Here is a 1,450-nt window from a genome sequence, read left to right as displayed (position 1 = left end):
GATCGCGAGCTGCGCCGCCGCACTGGTCACGGGACCGTCGGCGAATGCGGCCGTGATCGACCCGGTGGCGTACTACCAGATCGTCTCGCGGCACAGCGGCAAAGCGGTCGACATCGCCGACCAGTCGACCGCCGACGGCGCCGCCGTACAGCAGCGGACCCGCGCCGACCAGGCGGGCCAGCAGTTCCAGTTCGTCGACGCCGGCAGCGGCTCCTACAAGCTCCGAGCCCGGCACAGCGGCAAGGTGCTGGACGTCGCCTCGGCGTCCACGGCGAACGGTGCGAATGTCGTCCAGTGGACCGACAACGGCGGCACCAACCAGCAATTCCGAGTCGTGGATACCGACAGCGGATACGTCAAGCTCATCAACCGCAACAGCGGCAAGGCCCTCGACGTCTGGGAGCGGTCCACCGCCGACGGCGCGCGGATCTCCCAGTACACCGACACGGGCGCCGCCAACCAGCAGTGGCAGCTGGTCCAGGTCGGCACGGCGCCCGCCCCGAAGTATGCCGGCTACCTGTTCACGCACTTCACCGGCGAGAACACCTCCGCAGGCGAGCAGGTCTACTTCGCGCTCAGCCAGGCCAACGACCCGACCCGGTGGCGCCAGCTCAACGGTGGGCGGCCCGTGCTGACCTCGACCGTGGGCACCCGCGGCGTGCGCGACCCGTTCATCATCCGCTCACCGCACGGCGACAAGTTCTACCAGATCGCCACCGACCTGCGGATGTACGGCAACGGCAACTGGGACCAGGTCCAGCGGACCGGCAGCAAGTCCATCGCGGTCTGGGAATCGACCGACCTGGTCAACTGGAGCGCGCCGCGCCTGGCACGCGTCTCACCGGACACGGCCGGCAACACCTGGGCCCCGGAGGCGTACTACGACGAAGGGCTCGGCCAGTACGTGCTGTTCTGGGCGTCGAAGCTGTACTCCGCCGGCGACCCGAACCACACCGGCACCACCTACAACCGGATGATGTACGCCACGACATCCGACTTCCGGACCTTCAGCACCGCGCAGGTCTGGGTCGACAAGGGCTACTCGACGATCGACTCGACGCTCATCAAGCACAACGGCACCTACTACCGCTTCACGAAGGACGAGCGGAGCTCGTCGCAGACCCCGTGCGGCAAATTCATCCTCGCGGAGAAGTCGACGACCATACTCAACCGCACCTACTCCTTCGTCGCAGAGTGCCTCGGGAACAACGCGATCAGCCAAGGCGAGGGCCCGTTGGTCTTCAAATCGAACACCGACGAGCGCTGGTACATGTTCATCGACGAGTACGGCGGCCGGGGCTACGTACCGTTCACGACCACCGACCTGAACACCCGGCAATGGTCACCCGTCTCCGGCTACGCCATGCCCGGCCGGCCGCGCCACGGCACCGTCCTGCCGATCACCCAGGCCGAGTACGACCGGCTACTGCAACGCTGGGGCTAAGCCGCC

General features: G+C 67.2%; 1 protein-coding gene. It reads left to right on the top strand.

Annotated features, from left to right (window positions below; all coding sequences use genetic code 11):
• Positions 1–1,444: RICIN domain-containing protein (locus E1294_RS51905; protein WP_165978001.1), on the top strand; the 1,444-nt coding region annotated here is incomplete at its 5' end.
• Between the last annotated feature and the right edge of the window lie 6 nt (positions 1,445–1,450).

The organism is Nonomuraea diastatica (genome assembly GCF_004349015.1).
GTDB classification, from domain to species: domain Bacteria; phylum Actinomycetota; class Actinomycetes; order Streptosporangiales; family Streptosporangiaceae; genus Nonomuraea; species Nonomuraea diastatica.
The sequence above is the reverse complement of the archived record's forward strand: the minus strand, read 5'-3'. Positions and strand labels throughout refer to the sequence as shown.